The sequence below is a fragment of the Kineosporiaceae bacterium genome, from assembly GCA_016713225.1.
In the GTDB taxonomy this organism is placed as follows: Bacteria; Actinomycetota; Actinomycetes; order Actinomycetales; family Kineosporiaceae; genus JADJPO01.
On record JADJPO010000005.1, the window covers coordinates 160,906 to 176,152 of the forward strand.

Here is a 15,247-nt window from a genome sequence, read left to right on the forward strand (position 1 = left end):
AGCCGCTCGAGGCGGGCCTCAGCGGTCGAATCGCGGCGCGTCACGGTAGGCGGCTGCGGCCAGGGCGCGGATCACGCGGCGCCGCACGTGCGAGTCGACGACGCCGGTGGTGCACACCGCCAGGGCGAGGCCCGGCCCGTCGGGCGGCAGCACCAGAGCGGCATCGTGCTGGACGCCGTCCAGCCAGCCGGTCTTGTTGCCCACCAGCGACTCGGCCGGCAGCCCTGCGGGGATCTCCTCGGTCCAGAGCTGGCGGGTGAGCACGCCGCGCATCCACTCACAGCGCGCCGGGCTTGCGGCCCGGCCGTCGGCGATGGCGACCAATAGCGCGGCCAGGCTGGCCGCGTCGGTCAGGGTGTGGCGCCCGTCGGCCACCGCGGCCTCGTCCTCGATGCCCCGGGGCACGCGTAGGCCTTCGGCACCGAGTGCAGCCAGCCCGGTATGCAGCGCCTCGACGTCGAGCAAGGCGAACAGGGTGTTGGTGGCCAGGTTGCTCGACCGGGCGATCATCCGGTCGGCGAGCACCCGGATGCCGATCCGCCGGCCCAGCCAGCGGTACAGGTGCGGGTCGGAGTCCTTGGTCGGGTCGAGGGCGTAGGTGCCGGTGACGACGGAGTCGAACCGGTTGCGAAGGAGCAGGTCCGACTCCAGGTCGATCCCGCCGCGGTCGACCTGGCGGGCCAGCTCGACCAGCACACCGAGCTTCATCAGGGACGCCGCTCGGTGCACCGCATGGGCCTGCAGTTGGGCGAGGGGCGGCCCGCCGTCCAGCGGGCGACAGTCGACGCTGATCACGGGGTGATCACCGGAGTAGACCGCCACCACCGGCTCGATCACGTCGGCCATCGCCTGCTGCATTGCCTCGCTTGCGCCGATCACGAGTCAGCGCCGAGGTCGTGGCGGTAGCGGCCGCCAGGGATCGTGAACGATCAGGACCACACCGCGAAAGTCCGTGGTGTTGCGGGTGACCAGGGTTGCCTCATGCGCCAAAGTGATGGCGGCGATCTGAGCGTCGAGCACCGAGATGGGGGCACCGGCCCGCTCGCGCTCGGCAACGATCCGTCCGTACAGATCTGCAGCACGCGAGTCGAAGTCGAGTAACTGGTCACCGATGTCGGCGAAGAGGCGTTCGGCGCGACCTGTCAGCTGCGTGCGGCGCTCGCCCGATGGGAGCCGCTCGAGTCCGTAGCGGATCTCGGCGCGCGAGATGGAGGTCATCCGAGCCAACGCGGGGTCGTGACCCGCGAGCCAGTCGAGCACTGCGCGGTCGGGGGTGGGGCGCATCAACTCCGAGATGACGTTCGTGTCGAGGACGTACATCTACAGCGCAATGTCGCGCTGTTGGTCAGCGGCCCGATCCGGCACGGGGAGCTGGACATCCGGGGCGTCCTGGAAGTGCTCCCGGATCGCCGCCACGAGGTCGAACGCTTCTTCGGGGCTGCGGACTGCCTGCGCCAGGATCGCCCTGGCCTCGCTCTCCATCGACCGGCCGTGACGTGTCGCCCGCAGTTGGAGCAGGCGCTTGGTCTCGTCGTCCAAGCCGCGCACTGTGATCATGGACATGTGAAATCCACCTCCCGCCTCAGACTAGGACGCATGCAGTGCATGCACAAGGCGGGGTCGGGCGTCGAACAGTCTCAGCGGACGAACCGGATGCTGGCCGGGTAGCGGTAGTCCTCGCCGCGCGAGGCGGCCATGGCGCCCAGGATCGTGGCGGCCAGGTAGACCAGGCCCACCAACGGCAGCAGCACGAAGCCGACCAGGACCAGCATCAGCAGGCCACTGACGGCCGCGTAGATCAGCACCGACAGGTTGAAGTTCAGCGCTTCGACGGCGTGCCGGCGGACGTACGGCGAGGTGGTGCCGCCGGTCAGCATCACGACCAGCGGACCCATGAAACCCAGCGCGAACCAGGCGGCGATGAAGCCGGACAGGTGAGCGCCGATGGCCCAGGTGCGTTCGGTCTGGGTCGGGGCGCCGGGGGTGTGGTTCCACGGAACCGACGGCCGGGGCAGCTGATGCGCCGACGGCGGCGTCCCGAAGGCGGGCATACCTGACGAGGTGGGCCGCCCGGGCTCTGGCGCGGTGGGCAGCGACGGCTCGGGGAGGGAGAGCGGGTTGGCGGTGGGGGAGGAGGTCTCGTTCATGGCTCCATCAAGCCACCCGGACGCCCTCGGCCACATCGGTGCCCAACCCTGACGCCGCCCTGACCCGGCCCTGACCCGGCCCTGACCCGGCCCTGACCCGGCCCTGACCCGGCCCCTGAGTCAGCCCGGGCGACGTGTGACCAGCGACGAGCATCGACCATGCGAATGACCCTGGAGAGTCGCCGGGCGAGGGTGTGGGGCTGGGGATTCGCACCAGATTCGTCAGAACCCCTGTTTTCGGCGCCCGCGGCCCTCGCACGGCCAGTTGTGACGAATCTGGTGCGAATCCCCAGCCGCGAGTACGCCGTCGAGCCGTAGCCCTGGATACCCTCACTGCGACAGTCACCGGAGGTGTTCATGCGCTGCGCCGTGCTGGGAGCAGGCTCGTGGGGAACGGCGTTGGGTGCCCTTCTCGCAGCCAAGGGATGGCCCGTGACGGTCTGGGACATCAACACCGAGGTGCTGGACGACATCCGAACGGCGGGGCGCAACACTCGCTACCTGCCCGGCATCGACCTGCCGGCCACGCTGGCCGCCGAGGCCGACCTGGCGAGGGCCGTCGCCGGCGCCGAGCTCGTCGTCCTGGTGGTGCCCTCCCACGTCACCCGGGTGGTGGCCGAGCAACTGCGCCCCCACCTGGCGCCGGGAGCCCTGGTCTGCTGCGCCGCCAAGGGCATCGAGTTCGACACCCTGGCCACCATGAGCGGGGTGCTGCACGAGGTGTTGCCCGAGCCCACCCACCCGCGGCTGACGTTCCTGTCCGGCCCGTCGTTCGCGGTCGAGGTGGCGCGCGGTTGGCCGACCGCGGTCACCGTCGCCGGTGCGGACGAGGCTGCTCGCCGGGCCGTGCAGGAGGCCTTCTCGGGTCCGGGGTTTCGGGTCTACACCAGCGACGACGTGATGGGTGTCGAGGTGGCCGGCTGCGTGAAGAACGTCGTGGCGATCGCCTCGGGCATGTGCGAGGGACTCGGCTTCGGGGCCAACGCCCGCGCCGCGCTGATCACGCGCGGCCTGGTCGAGATCACCCGGCTCGCGGTCGCCATGGGCGCCCAACCGGTGACGCTGTCCGGCCTGTCGGGAATGGGTGACCTGATGCTCACCTGCTCGAGTGAGCTCTCCCGCAACTACCGGGTGGGCCGCGGGCTGGGCAAGGGCCGACCGCTGGAGGAGGTCGTCGCCGAACTCGGCCAGGTCGCCGAGGGCGTCGGCAACGCCCGCAGCACCATGGCGCTGGCTCGTCGTCACGGCGTCGACATGCCGATCAGCGAAGCGGTGCACGGTGTGCTCTACGAAGGTCTCTCCGCGCGTGAGGCCGCCACGGCGTTGATGACACGGGCACTCAAGCCCGAGGTCTGATCCCGGTCTGACCAGGTCAGGCGTCGGTGGCCGATGGCGGTCGTTGGGGTGGCTCGGCGAGCAGGTCATCGCCCGGCGGCGGAACGGGTTCCGGGGGAGGCCCAGGTGCCGGTTTCGCCCACGGTCCCCGGGTGGGACGCGACGTCCGCGCCGTGCGCGCCAGCCACGAAGCCAGTACCAGGAACCGCAGGATCAGCGCGCCGATCCCGAGGAACATCGAGACGATGATCCCCACGATCATCCAGCCGATCGAGATCGCCGGGTTCTCGGCGATCACGACTTCCGAACGCTGCGGGTTCGAGATCGTCAGGTGGTGGCGTCCGGTGGTGGCCACCTCGAACCGGGCGGCCTCGACCCAGACCCGGTTTCCGGTGCTGATGCTGGAGGAGCCCATCCCCGTGTCGGTGACCGGAACGCTCGCGCCGTCCGGGCCGGTGAGCGTGACGTCCTCGGCGACGATGGCCCCGGGCTGGTGGTACGGGCCGGTGACGTGGCCGTCCCGGTCGTAGGTGACCGGGCCGGTGTAGCGCTCGTAGATCGTGTACCCACCGCCGGCCAGGTCGACGTCCCGCTCGCCCGGGGTCCTCAGGCTGGGTCCGTCCAGGGCCGCCGAGATGCCCACGAACAACCAGATGAACCCGGCGATCGCTCCGCCGATCCCGGCGATCGCCAGCACGATCAGCAACCGCGAGATCACCCTCGAGGCCTCGCGGGGGTGCCTCCCACTGCCTGCGGCCATCAGCGGTCTCCGGCATCGGCGGTGACGAAGTCGATCAGCTGCTCCACCCGGCCGAGCAGTTCGGGCTCGAGGTCGGTGTAGGTCGACACCGTGCCCAGGATCCGCTTCCAGCCCAGCGCGACGTCCCGCTGCTCGGCGTGCGGCCAGCCCAGCGCCTCCAGCACGCCGTGCTTCCACGACACCCCGCGCGGGATCACCGGCCAGGCGGTCAGCCCCAGGCGGGACGGCCGCACGGCCTGCCAGATGTCGATGTACGGGTGGCCGACCACCAGCACATGAGCACTGAGTGGGCCGAGCCGCGCCACGGCGCTCGCCTCGTGCCATTCCTTGGACCCGGCGACCAGGTGGTCGACCAGGATGCCGAGCCGTCGTCCCGGCCCCGGGGCCAGGTCGCGCACCGCGGCGGCCAGGTCGTCGACGCCGTCCAGCATCTCGACCACCACGCCCTCGACGCGCAGATCGTCACCCCAGACCTTCTCCACCAACTCGGCGTCGTGACGGCCCTCGACCAGGATCCGCGAGGACCGCGCCGTCCGGGCACGCAGCCCGTGGACAGCACGTGAACCGCTCGTCGTCCGTGCCTGCTGGGCGCGCGCCGCGGCGACCTCGGGCGCCACCGGGGCCACCAGCTCGACCGGCTCGCCGTCGATCCAGAATCCCGGTCCGAGCGGGAACGATCGGGTGCGGCCGGCGCGGTCCTCGAGCACCACCAGGTGGATTCCGCCGCTCTTCTCGGTACGGATCACCGCTCCGCACCAGCCGGTCTCGACGTCCTCGACGACCAGGCCCGGAGCAGCATCGACCGTGTGAACACCCCGAATCACCATGACGACCAGCCTCGCAGGAGCACACCGGCCGGCGAGGCATCGACACCCCTGGTCCGGGTGGACGGGGGGGAACCGGGCGCGACCGGGTTCGTCACCGTAGACTGGCACTCGGCTTTCACGAGTGCCAAGACTTCACGAGTGCCAAGACTTCACGAGTGCCAGGACTTTCACGAGTGCCACGACCCGCGGGAGGTGCGTGTGAGCGAGGATCGGCGTATCGCCGTGCTGCGCGCCATCGTCGAGGACTACGTGCACACCCGCGAACCGGTCGGCTCCAAGGCGCTGGTCGAGCGGCACAACCTGGGGGTCTCCCCGGCGACCATCCGCAACGACATGGCCGCGCTGGAGGAGGAGGGCTTCATCGCCCAGCCGCACACCAGTGCCGGGCGGGTGCCCACCGACAAGGGATACCGGCTGTTCGTCGACCGGCTGCACGGCATCAAGCCGCTGTCGCCGGCCGAGCGCCGGGCGATCCAGACCCTGCTGGACGGCGCGATCGACCTGGACGACGTGGTCGACCGGACGGTGCGCCTGCTGGCTCAGCTCACCCGCCAGGTCGCCGTCGTCCAGTACCCCTCGCTGAGCCGCTCGACGGTGCGTCACATCGAGCTGGTGCCGCTGGGCGGTCATCGGTTGTTGTTGGTGCTGATCACCGACACCGGCCGGGTGGAGCAGCGGGTGGTCGAGGTCGCCTTCGACCCCACCGACCTGCTGCTCGGCGAGCTGCGCGCCAAGCTCAACGCGGCGGCCGTCGGTCGAGGGCTGCCCGCCGTGGCCGGAGCCGTGGCGGCCCTGCCCGAGACCTTCCCGCCGGCCGATGCCCCCCTGGTGCGCACCGTGCTGGAGGCGCTCGAGGACTCCCTGGCCGTCGAGCGGGAGGAACGCATCGTGCTGGCCGGCACGGCCAACCTGGCGCGATCCGGTCCGGACTTCGGTCGCAGCATCTCGCCCGTGCTGGAGGCGCTCGACGAGCAGGTGGTGTTGCTGCGCCTGCTCACCGAGATGGCCGACGAGACCGGGGACGTCGGGGTGCGGATCGGGCGCGAGACGGCTTACGAGGGGCTGGCCGAAACGGCCGTGGTGGCCAGCGGCTACGGTTCACGCGGTGAGGTGGTGGCCCGCCTCGGCGTGCTCGGCCCGACCCGGATGGACTACCCGACCACCATTGCGGCCGTGCGTGCCGTGGCGCGCTACGTGTCGCGGATCCTGGCGCAATGACACGGTTCCTGACCTGGGGCATGCCCCGCCGCACGAACCCGGCCTGGCCCCGGCCGGACAACCACTGACGTAACGGAGTTCGGTGAGCGACTACTACGAGGTTCTCGGTGTCTCACGGGATGCAACGCCCGAGGAGATCAAGAAGGCCTACCGCAAGCTGGCCCGGCAACTGCACCCGGACGTCAACTCCGGGCCGGAGGCCGAGGAGCAGTTCAAGGAGGTCACGCGCGCCCACGAGGTGTTGTCCAACCCCGAGAAGCGACAGTTGTACGACGTCGGGGGGCACCCCGAGGGCAGTGGCGGCGGGTTCGGCCCCGGGTTCGGGTTCAGCGACATCTTCGAGACGTTCTTCGGCGCGGCCGCCGGTGGAGGTGCCCGCGGGCCGGTGCCGCGTCAGCGCCGGGGTCAGGACGCCCTGGTGCGGGTCGAGATCGACCTGGCGGACGCGGTCTTCGGCGGCGAGCGTGAACTGCAGGTCGAGACCGCGGTGGTCTGCCACTCCTGCGAGGGCACGTGCTGCCAGCCGGGCACGCAGCCCACCACCTGTGCGATGTGCAAGGGCCGCGGCCAGATCCAACGCATCGCCCGGTCGTTCCTGGGCCAGGTGATGACCCAGCAGGCCTGCGCTGCCTGTCACGGCTACGGCACCGTGATCGCCTCGCCGTGTCTGGAGTGCTCCGGCGAGGGCCGGGTCCGCAGCCGCCGCTCACTCAAGATCAAGATTCCCGCCGGCGTCGACACCGGCACCCGCATCCAGCACACCGGGCAGGGTGAGGTCGGCCCGGGCGGTGGGCCGCAGGGTGACCTGTACGTCGAGGTGATCGAACGGCCGCACCCGACCTTCAGCCGGCGCGGCGACGACCTCCACTGCACCGTCGAGCTCCCGATGACCGCGGCGGCCCTGGGCACCACGATCGAGATCGACAGCTTCGACGGCTCGCAGAGCATCGATGTCAAGCCGGGCACCCAGTCCGGCGAGGTGACGACGCTGCGTGGCCTGGGAGTGACCCACCTGCGGGGTGCCGGGCGGGGCGACCTGATCGTCCACCTCACGGTGATCACGCCCACTCGGCTGGACGAGGAACAGGAGCGCCTGCTGCGCGAACTGGCCACCCGCCGCGGCGAGGAGCGACCCGTCGCGCGGATGGCCGCCGTCCCGCAGGGGGTCTTCTCCAAGCTGCGCGACCGCTTCGCCGGCCGCTGACCGCCGCCACCGTGACCGCACCGCTCTACCTGCTGGACGGCGCCGGCGCACCGCAGTTCGCCCGGCTCACCGCGGGCGACCCGTTGGTGTTGGACGGCGACGAGGGGCGTCATGCGGCCACGGTGCGTCGCACCCGGGTGGGGGAGCGCCTCGACGTCGCCGATGGTGCCGGTCGGGTGGCCCACTGCGTGGTGCAGTCCGTCGGGGCGGGTCGGCTCGACCTGGTGATCGACGCGGTCGAGCACCGGCTCGGGCACCAACCCCGCCTGGTGCTGGTGCAGGCCCTGGCCAAGGGTGGGCGCGACGAGCTGGCGATCGAGATCGCCACCGAGTTGGGCGTGGACGCGGTGATCCCGTGGCAGGCAGCGCGCAGCGTCGTGGTCTGGACCGGTGATCGCGGTCGGCGTGCACACGGCAAGTGGGGCAGCACGGTGCGTGCCGCGGCCAAGCAGTCCCGGCGAGCGTGGCTGCCCGAGGTACGGCCGCTGGTCACCACCGCCGAGCTGGCGGCGGCCCTCTCGGGCGGCCCGACCGGGCTGCTGCTGCACGAGGAGGCCCACTCACCCCTGGCGGTCACCGACCTGGTGGCAGACGGCGAGCTGTGGGTGATGGTCGGTCCGGAGGGCGGCATCGAGCCTGCCGAGGTGCAGGCGCTGACCGAGGCCGGAGCGCGCGCCGTCCGGCTCGGGGACGAGGTCTTGCGGTCGTCCTCGGCCGGTCCGGCCGCGCTCGCAGTGCTCAACACCCGGCTGGGTCGCTGGGGCTGACCGCCGGAGCGAGCCTCACCGCACGAGCAACGTCTTGGTCTCGCTCCAGCCCTCGACGGTGACATCCAGGAGATAGGTGCCCGGGGTGGGCAGTGGCAGGGTGATCTGCCAGGCCTGACGCGGTGAGTCGGCGGCCTGGCCGGTCGGGTTGGGCACCGGCGTCCCGAAGTCCGCCTCGGTGTCCACGACGGCGGGATCGGTCTGCTCGGTACCGGGGAGGCGGCGCAGCGTCCACCGCACCGGGAACACCTCGGTGGCGGCGTCGCCGGTGATCGTCGCCGTGCCGGTGCTCAATGTCTGCCCGTCGATGATGGAGTTGATCCACACCTTGGCCCGTGGATCACCGTCGGCCAGGGTGCGCTCCAGGGGCCTGTCGATCGCGAGTGCGCCGAACAGTCGGACCGGGCCGGCGGGGCTGACCAGCCGCACCGGCACCACCTGTTGTGCCGTGGCGGTCGCCGTCCAGATCAATTGCTGCGCGGCCAGCCGAGCCCACGTCTCGGACACGGCAGGTCGTACCAGCGACGGGTCGAGCCGAATGGTGATCTGCTGCGAGGTTCGGGTCGCCGAGACGCTGCCGGTCAGCTCGGCAGCGACCAGGTCGGACAGGTGCTGGGATCGCCAGACGCTCGTGTAGTCACGGTCGGCGGCCCGTCCGGCCACGGCCAGCCGCAGCGCGGCGTCCAGGCGAGCTGACGGATCGGTGAGTGTGGTGGGGACGAACTCGCGCACCAGAGCCCGCTGGCCGTCCTGTTGGGCGACGAAGTAGACCGGCAGTGGCGGCACCCGTGGAGTGTCCGCGGACTGCTGCTGGGCCACAGGGACCGGACCCTCGTGGGTCCATGAGGTCCACGACGGGGCGACCAGGACCAGGGCGAGCACCGCCGCCGCGGCCAGCGCCGGCACCCAGAGCCGCGGCGACAGTGGGGGTCGGCGCAGCGCATCGAGCCGTCGCGGTGTCCTCATCAGGGGGATGACCGGGGTGCTCGACGGCATCCGTGACCGGGTGCGGATGGATTCCAACCGGTCACCGGGTGTCACCTCCGCGGCTTCACGGGCCAGCGCGCGGCGCAGCAACAGCTCGAGATCGGTCTCGGACGAGTTCAGGCCGAGGTCGATCTCGGCCCGGTCCTCGGGGCGCTCATCCACGGTCTGCCTCCAGTGCGGCACGCAGGGCGGCCAGGCCTCGGTGGGCGTGACTCTTCACCGCGCCCCGGCTCATGCCCAGGGTGGTGGCGATGTCTGCCTCGGACAGGTCCGAGTAGTACCGCAGCACCAACACCTCCTGCTGGCGTCGGGACAAGGTGCGCAACGCGGCCATCACCTGGGCGTCCTCGGTGGCGCGTACGGCGAGCTCCTCGGGTCCGGCCGGCTCGGGCGCACCGGCAGGGCGGTGCCGTTCGGTCACCCCTCGGTGGCGCAGCGCCGAGCGAGAGCGGTTGACCACGCTGGTGCGCAGGTAGGCATGTGCGGCGCGGCGGTCGCTGAGGCGACCCCAGCGTGCGTGCAGCGCGACGAAGGCGTCCTGCACGATCTCCTCGGCCACCGAGGCATCCCGGGTGAGCAGGGTGGCCAGTCGCACCAGCCCGTTCCAGTGCGCGGCGTAGAGCACCGCGATGGCCTCGTCGGCGGCGGCGGGGATCGCGGCCCCGGTGGTCTCACCTGCGCGGCCGGGCACCCAGCCCTCCAGAACCGTCAGCGTCGTCACGGGATGAAGACGCACCGGATGGTTGTCGGGTTGACAGTAGATGATCGGCCATCTCGGGTGGATTACGCTGCGCCCCATGGCCGAGCGCAGTGAGTGTCTGTTCTGCCGGATCGTGGACGGCGACATCCCCGCCGCGATCGTGCACGAGGGTGAGCGCGTGATCGCCTTCCGGGACGTCGCCCCCAAGGCACCCACGCATGTGCTGATCATCCCTCGCGAGCACCATGTCAACGTCACCGCCCTGGGGGCGAGCGAGCCCGAGGCGCTGCTCGAGCTGGTGGCGGTGGCCGACCAGATCTCGCACCGGGAAGGTCACACCGGCGCCTACCGGCTGGTGTTCAACACCGGCGCCGAGGTGGGTCAGAGCGTGTTCCACGTGCACGGCCACGTGTTGGCCGGCCGGGACTTCACCTGGCCACCGGGCTAGCATGGTCGCAGCCCATGACAGATGAACCCGTGACAGATGCGCCCAGGACCGAGCCCCCGGAGCCGACCGGCACGAGTGCGGTCCATCGCATCGTCGTCCCGCCGCAGGTGCCGATGGTGGCGCTGCTGGGCACCCGCGACGAGATCCTGCGGGGTATCGAGCGGGCCTTCCCGCGCACCGACATCCTGGCCCGGGGCAACGAGATCACCCTGACCGGCCGGCCGGCCGACATCGCACTGGCCGAGCGGCTGCTCGATGAGCTGATCGCCGTGGTCTCGGCGGGCCAGCCGCTGACCCTGGACGCCGTCGAGCGCTCGTTGTCGATGCTGCGCCAGCAGACCAAGGAACGTCCGGCGGACGTGCTCACCGTGAACGTGCTGTCGAACCGGGGGCGCACGATCCGGCCGAAGACGCTCAACCAGAAGCGCTATGTCGACGCCATCGACGAGCACACCGTGGTGTTCGGCATCGGCCCGGCGGGTACCGGCAAGACCTACCTCGCGATGGCCAAGGCGGTGCAGGCGCTGCAGTCCAAACAGGTCACCCGCATCATCCTGACCCGTCCGGCGGTGGAGGCGGGGGAGCGGCTGGGGTTCCTGCCCGGCACGCTGACCGAGAAGATCGACCCCTATCTGCGCCCGCTCTACGACGCCCTGCACGACATGGTCGACCCGGAGTCGATCCCGCGGTTGATGGCGGCCGGCACCATCGAGGTAGCCCCCTTGGCCTATATGAGGGGTAGGACCTTGAATGATGCCTTCATCATCCTCGACGAGGCGCAGAACACCTCGGCCGAGCAGATGAAGATGTTCCTGACCCGGCTCGGGTTCGGCTCGAAGATGGTCGTCACCGGCGACGTCACCCAGGTCGATCTGCCCAGTGGCACCACCTCGGGGCTGCGCGTCGTCCAAGAGATCCTGGACGGCATCGACGACGTCCGCTTCCACCTGCTGACCAGCGCCGACGTCGTCCGGCACCGACTGGTCAGCGAGATCGTCGACGCCTACGGTCGCTGGGACGAGGCCCGCCTGGCCCCTGCCGTCACGGCTCGGCGCGAGGCGTCGTCCCGACGCAACCGGCGGTGAGTCGCTCCAGGTGAGCATCGAGATCAACAACGAGAGCGGCGTGCCCGCCGACGAGGCCGAGATCGTGGCGCTGGCCCGGTTCGTGCTCGGCGAGCTGAAGGTGCACCCGCAAGCCGAGCTGTCGGTGATCCTGGTCGACGAGGCGGCGATCAGCGCGCTGCACCAGCAGTGGATGGACGAGCCCGGCCCGACCGACGTGCTGTCGTTCCCGATGGACGAGCTGCGCCCCGGGCGAGACGGCGAGGAACCCGTACCGGGTCTGCTCGGTGACATCGTGCTCTGCCCCCAGGTCGCCGCCGGGCAAGCCACCACCGCCGGCCACTCGACGTCCGAGGAACTGTTGCTGTTGACGACCCACGGCATCCTGCACCTGCTCGGCTACGACCACGCGGAGCCGGCCGAGGAGGCCGAGATGTTCGCCCTGCAGCGCACGTTGCTGCTCAGCTACCTCGCCACCCGGGGGCGGGCGTGAACCTGCCTGTCGGGCAGCTGGTGGTGACGGCTCTGCTGTTGTTGACGGTGGCCGGGGTGCTGGCTGCCATCGAGGCGGCGTGCACGAGAGTGTCGCGCGGGCGGGCCGAAGAGCTGGTCGAGGCGGGGCGCCGCGGGGCCGTCGCGCTGCAACGGATCGTGGCCGACCCGGCCCCCCCGATGCTGGTGGCCAACTTCGTGCGCGTGTTCTGTGACCTCGGCTTCACCGTGATCGTGACTGTGCTCTACCTCCGGGCCATGCCGGTGTGGTGGCATGGTGCCCTGGCCTCGGTGGCGCTCTGTTCGGCGGCTGTCTTCGTGGTCGTCGGGGTCGGGCCACGCACCTACGGCCGCCAGCACGCCGACGCGGTGGGGCTGGTGGCGGCCCCGGTGCTGCTCGCCCTGACCCGCGTGCTCGGCCCCTTCGCCCGGTTGCTGGTGCTGATCGGCAACGCGATCACCCCGGGCAAGGGCTACCGCGACGGCCCGTTCGCCTCGGAGGCCGAGCTGCGCGAGCTGGTCGACATGGCCTCCGAACGCCAGCTCATCGAGGCGGACGAACGCCAGATGATCCAATCGGTGTTCGAGCTCGGTGACACGATGACCCGTGAGGTCATGGTTCCGCGCACCGACCTGGTGTCCACCTCGATGACCCTCACGTTGCACGACGCCATGGGCCTGTTCCTGGGATCGGGCTACTCGCGCGTGCCGGTGATCGGTGAGGACCCGGACGACGTGCGCGGCATGCTCTACTTCAAGGACGTCGCCGGGCGGCTGCACCTCGAGCCCTCCTCGGGCCACCAGCTCACCGTGGCCGCCCTGATGCGCCCGGCCTACTTCGTGCCCGACAGCAAGCCCGCCGACGACCTGCTGCGCGCGATGCAGACCCAGGATGTGCCGCACGTCGCGGTGGTGGTCGACGAGTACGGCGGTACCGCCGGACTGGTCACCCTGGAGGATCTGGTCGAGGAGATCGTCGGCGACATCTCCGACGAGCACGATGCAGACGAGAAGGACGTCGAGGATCTCGGGGACGGCAGGATCCGGGTCACCGCGCGGATGAACATCGAGGACATGGGCGAGCTGTTCGACCTCGAGCTCGAGGACGACGACGTCGACACCGTCGGGGGTCTGCTCGCCAAGGGCCTGGGGCAGGTGCCGATCGCCGACGCCAGCACCGTGGTCGGTGGTGTGCGGTTGACCGCGGACCGGTTCGAGGGACGCCGCCGCCGGCTGGCGACCGTGATCGTCGAACGAGTGCACCGAGCCGCCGAGGAGACCGTGTGAGCTACCGCAGTGGATTCGCCTGTCTGGTGGGACGACCCAACGCGGGCAAGTCCACCCTGACCAACGCCCTGGTCGGTGAGAAGGTGGCGATCACCTCGAGCCGCCCCCAGACCACACGGCACACCATCCGCGGCATCGTGCACCGGCCCGACGGGCAACTGGTGCTGGTCGACACCCCGGGCGTGCACAAGCCGCGCACCCTGCTGGGGGAGCGGCTGAACGACCTGGTGCGGGCGACGCTGCTCGAGGTCGACGTGATCGGCCTGTGCATCCCGGCCGATGAACCGGTCGGGGCGGGGGACCGCTTCATCGCCGCCGAGCTCGCCGAACTGCACCGGGTCGCCGGGGCCGGGCGGCGGCGCCGTCCGCCGGTGGTGGTGATCGTCACCAAGACCGACCGGGTCGCCAAGGCAGCGTTGCCGCCGCAGCTGATCGCGGCGTCGCAGCTGCTGGAGGCGGACGACGTGGTGCCGGTCTCGGCGGTCGAGGGGTACCAGGTCGACGAACTCACCGAGGTGCTGTTCGGCCACCTCCCCGCCGGGCCACCGCTCTACCCGGACGGCGAGCTGACCGATGAACCCGAGCGCATCATGATCGCCGAGCTGGTGCGTGAGGCGGCGCTCGAGGGGGTGCGGGACGAGTTGCCGCACAGTCTGGCTGTCGTCGTCGAGGACCTGGAGCAGCGTCCCGGCCGCTCGGAGGACGACCCGCTGCTCGACGTCCGGGCGTTCGTCTATGTCGAGCGGGACAGCCAGAAGGGCATCATCATCGGCCGGGGCGGGTCACGGCTGCGCGAGATCGGCATCCAGGCCCGCAGCGGCATCGAGGCGCTGCTCGGCCAGCGGGTGCACCTGGAGTTGCGCGTGAAGGTGGCCAAGGACTGGCAACGCGACCCGAGCCAACTGCGCAAGCTCGGCTTCTGAGCCACGCGACCGCCTACGGGGTGCCGAACGAGGGCTATGTCCCGCGTTCGGCACCCTCAGGCGGTCATCAGTTGGCGGTGCGCTCGGGCCACCTGCTGCATGAAGCGCTCCGGGGTCAGTCGTAGACCGAGCACCGGGATCCGCAGGACCCGAGCGTCGCCGAGGGTGATCTCGTTCTGGCGCCACGCGTCATCCACGGGGTTGAGGGCCACTGCGTGATGACCACCGTCGATCTCGACCACCAGGGTGCGTCCGGACGGATGCTCCCACGCGACGTCGAGATAGACGCGGCCGGAGGGAAGGGCTCGCACCACCTGACGGCTCGGCGGCGGGAGGCCGTATCGGCGGCACAGGCGCGTGAAGTCCAACTCGCCCAACGACTGAGCGCCGTCGCAGACGTCCCTGATCGTGGCGTCCAGTAGTGCCCGCCGAGGGCTGCGGCTCGTCTGGGACCAGGCACTGAGCACCCTGGTCGGTGGCACCAACCGTTGCTGGATCGCCAGACAGAGAACGAGCATCGCGGTCCGGTCGGTTGCCGCCCACTGGGCTGCGTGGAGCACTGCGTGCTCGGGCCGGACGCGCGGGATGCCGGCGTTGATCACCGGGTCGGGTTCGACCTGGCGATGCATCACCACCCCTGGCAGCCGGTGTCGGCGGCTGGTGCGAGGCAGCGCGACGTCGATGTGATCCGTCTCGAAACCCCGCAACCCGGCGGCGATCAGGGCGCTCACCCCGTCGAGTGCGGCACCGGAACCGCTCTCCCAGACGGCCCACCACAGGCACGCTCGTCCTGTGGGGACGATGCCGTCGACCACCACGGTGTGACGTCCGGCCCGATGCCATCGTCCGGCCTCGATCTCGGTGCGCACGTCCTCGCGGGTCACGCCCAGTCGGCGTAGGTCGGCCCGATGCACCACGCCGTCATGGGCCGCTGCCAACTCGCCGGCGATGCCGGCACGGATCGCCCGTCGTGGCTTCCCGTGCCGCTGCGCCGACGCTGTCAGGTCACAGTCCGGTGGATTCATGGCCACCCACCTTGACCTGTTCGGGCCGTCGCCGCTGCTGATGCCTCAGCGCCTGTGGACAAC

General features: G+C 70.8%; 18 protein-coding genes. 9 read left to right on the forward strand and 9 right to left on the reverse strand.

Annotated features, from left to right (window positions below; translation table 11 throughout):
- Positions 1-18: 18 nt before the first annotated feature.
- From IPK24_19590 to IPK24_19605, 4 genes are all read right to left on the reverse strand, one after another.
- Positions 19-846, reverse strand: a complete 828-nt coding sequence (locus tag IPK24_19590; GenBank protein ID MBK8077710.1) for a serine hydrolase — start codon at positions 844-846, stop codon at positions 19-21.
- Positions 847-882: 36 nt separating this feature from the next.
- Positions 883-1,320: a type II toxin-antitoxin system VapC family toxin gene (locus IPK24_19595; protein ID MBK8077711.1), complete on the reverse strand. Its 438-nt coding sequence runs from the start codon at positions 1,318-1,320 to the stop codon at positions 883-885.
- Positions 1,321-1,563, reverse strand: coding sequence for a plasmid stabilization protein (locus IPK24_19600; protein MBK8077712.1), 243 nt, complete (start codon positions 1,561-1,563; stop codon positions 1,321-1,323). It lies immediately after the preceding gene.
- 74 nt (positions 1,564-1,637) lie between these two features.
- Positions 1,638-2,051 (reverse strand): DUF4870 domain-containing protein, encoded by a 414-nt coding sequence (locus tag IPK24_19605; GenBank protein ID MBK8077713.1) that lies wholly within the window; start codon positions 2,049-2,051, stop codon positions 1,638-1,640.
- Positions 2,052-2,504: 453 nt separating this feature from the next.
- Between IPK24_19605 and IPK24_19610 the strand changes: the two genes are divergently transcribed.
- Entirely contained in the window at positions 2,505-3,503 is a 999-nt protein-coding gene (locus IPK24_19610) for an NAD(P)-dependent glycerol-3-phosphate dehydrogenase (protein ID MBK8077714.1), read from the forward strand.
- A 16-nt stretch (positions 3,504-3,519) separates the two neighbouring features.
- Here IPK24_19610 and IPK24_19615 read toward each other — a convergent pair whose 3' ends face one another.
- Positions 3,520-4,242 carry a hypothetical protein gene (locus tag IPK24_19615; GenBank protein ID MBK8077715.1) on the reverse strand — a complete coding sequence of 241 codons (723 nt, stop codon included), beginning with the start codon at positions 4,240-4,242 and terminating at the stop codon, positions 3,520-3,522.
- Positions 4,242-5,069, reverse strand: coding sequence for a DUF3097 domain-containing protein (locus tag IPK24_19620; GenBank protein MBK8077716.1), 828 nt, complete (start codon positions 5,067-5,069; stop codon positions 4,242-4,244). Before IPK24_19620 ends, IPK24_19615 begins: the two co-directional genes overlap by 1 nt.
- A 198-nt stretch (positions 5,070-5,267) precedes the next feature.
- On the opposite strand from IPK24_19620, the gene hrcA reads away from it, so the two are divergent.
- From hrcA to IPK24_19635, 3 genes are all read left to right on the forward strand, one after another.
- Positions 5,268-6,287, forward strand: coding sequence for a heat-inducible transcriptional repressor HrcA (gene hrcA / locus IPK24_19625; GenBank protein ID MBK8077717.1), 1,020 nt, complete (start codon positions 5,268-5,270; stop codon positions 6,285-6,287).
- Positions 6,288-6,369: 82 nt separating this feature from the next.
- Entirely contained in the window at positions 6,370-7,491 is a 1,122-nt protein-coding gene (gene dnaJ, locus IPK24_19630) for a molecular chaperone DnaJ (GenBank protein MBK8077718.1), read from the forward strand.
- A gap of 11 nt (positions 7,492-7,502) precedes the next feature.
- On the forward strand, positions 7,503-8,258 hold the full coding sequence (locus IPK24_19635) for a 16S rRNA (uracil(1498)-N(3))-methyltransferase (protein MBK8077719.1): 756 nt from the start codon (positions 7,503-7,505) through the stop codon (positions 8,256-8,258).
- A 15-nt stretch (positions 8,259-8,273) separates the two neighbouring features.
- Here IPK24_19635 and IPK24_19640 read toward each other — a convergent pair whose 3' ends face one another.
- Both IPK24_19640 and IPK24_19645 read right to left on the reverse strand, forming a co-directional pair.
- On the reverse strand, positions 8,274-9,407 hold the full coding sequence (locus tag IPK24_19640) for a hypothetical protein (GenBank protein MBK8077720.1): 1,134 nt from the start codon (positions 9,405-9,407) through the stop codon (positions 8,274-8,276).
- Positions 9,400-10,044, reverse strand: coding sequence for a SigE family RNA polymerase sigma factor (locus IPK24_19645; GenBank protein MBK8077721.1), 645 nt, complete (start codon positions 10,042-10,044; stop codon positions 9,400-9,402). The genes IPK24_19640 and IPK24_19645 overlap by 8 nt, the downstream gene beginning before the upstream one ends.
- Between IPK24_19645 and IPK24_19650 the strand changes: the two genes are divergently transcribed.
- The 5 genes from IPK24_19650 to era are packed head-to-tail and all read left to right on the forward strand — an operon-like array spanning position 10,043 to position 14,159.
- On the forward strand, positions 10,043-10,393 hold the full coding sequence (locus IPK24_19650) for an HIT domain-containing protein (protein ID MBK8077722.1): 351 nt from the start codon (positions 10,043-10,045) through the stop codon (positions 10,391-10,393). The two genes, IPK24_19645 and IPK24_19650, sit on opposite strands and share 2 nt — an antisense overlap.
- A 14-nt stretch (positions 10,394-10,407) precedes the next feature.
- Positions 10,408-11,478 (forward strand): PhoH family protein, encoded by a 1,071-nt coding sequence (locus IPK24_19655; GenBank protein MBK8077723.1) that lies wholly within the window; start codon positions 10,408-10,410, stop codon positions 11,476-11,478.
- Between the two features lie 10 nt (positions 11,479-11,488).
- Positions 11,489-11,950 (forward strand): rRNA maturation RNase YbeY, encoded by a 462-nt coding sequence (gene ybeY / locus IPK24_19660; protein MBK8077724.1) that lies wholly within the window; start codon positions 11,489-11,491, stop codon positions 11,948-11,950.
- Complete coding sequence (locus tag IPK24_19665; protein MBK8077725.1) at positions 11,947-13,236, forward strand: HlyC/CorC family transporter; 1,290 nt, start codon at positions 11,947-11,949, stop codon at positions 13,234-13,236. Before ybeY ends, IPK24_19665 begins: the two co-directional genes overlap by 4 nt.
- Positions 13,233-14,159, forward strand: a complete 927-nt coding sequence (gene era / locus IPK24_19670; protein MBK8077726.1) for a GTPase Era — start codon at positions 13,233-13,235, stop codon at positions 14,157-14,159. The genes IPK24_19665 and era overlap by 4 nt, the downstream gene beginning before the upstream one ends.
- 56 nt (positions 14,160-14,215) lie before the next feature.
- Here era and IPK24_19675 read toward each other — a convergent pair whose 3' ends face one another.
- Positions 14,216-15,184 (reverse strand): hypothetical protein, encoded by a 969-nt coding sequence (locus IPK24_19675; GenBank protein MBK8077727.1) that lies wholly within the window; start codon positions 15,182-15,184, stop codon positions 14,216-14,218.
- Positions 15,185-15,247: the final 63 nt, after the last annotated feature.